The sequence below is a fragment of the Bradyrhizobium sp. NBAIM08 genome (assembly GCF_020193935.1).
Taxonomy (GTDB): Bacteria; Pseudomonadota; Alphaproteobacteria; order Rhizobiales; family Xanthobacteraceae; genus Bradyrhizobium; species Bradyrhizobium yuanmingense.
In genome coordinates this window covers 1-402 of sequence record NZ_JADYVR010000983.1, presented here as the reverse complement: position 1 = coordinate 402, position 402 = coordinate 1, and the positions used below count along the sequence as shown (strand labels likewise).

Sequence of the window (402 nt, the reverse complement as noted above, 5' to 3'; positions counted from 1 at the left end):
GTGCAACAGCTCAATTTGTATTTGCAAAGCCCCGCCATCGGGATGACGTTGGGCGCGTCAGCGGGCATCCAATCCACGATGGCGGTGGCGAGCATCGGCGGCAAATTCTTTTTCGGCTGGCTGAGTGATCGCGTCTCGAAGACCTGGGTGAATGTGATGTGCTGTGTGTTGCTGTGCGGCGCGGCGGTCTTGTTGCTGAACCTTTCGCCCGGCCTCGCGCTCGCGTTTGCGATTCCGTTTGGCCTCGGCTACGGCGGCGCGTTTGTGTTGGTGCAGTTACTCGTTGCAGAATGTTTTGGCTTGAAGCACCTGGGACGAATTTTGGGTGTCGTCACGGTTGTCGAAACGCTCGGCGGCGCGCTCGGCAATTTCTTGACCGGGAAGCTGGCGAAAGCCGGAGAT

The 402-nt window shown here is 59.0% G+C and carries 1 protein-coding gene; it reads left to right on the top strand.

Annotated features, from left to right (window positions below; genetic code table 11):
* A partial coding sequence (locus I6F37_RS43050; protein WP_225154836.1) for an MFS transporter occupies positions 1–402 on the top strand: 402 nt, incomplete at both ends.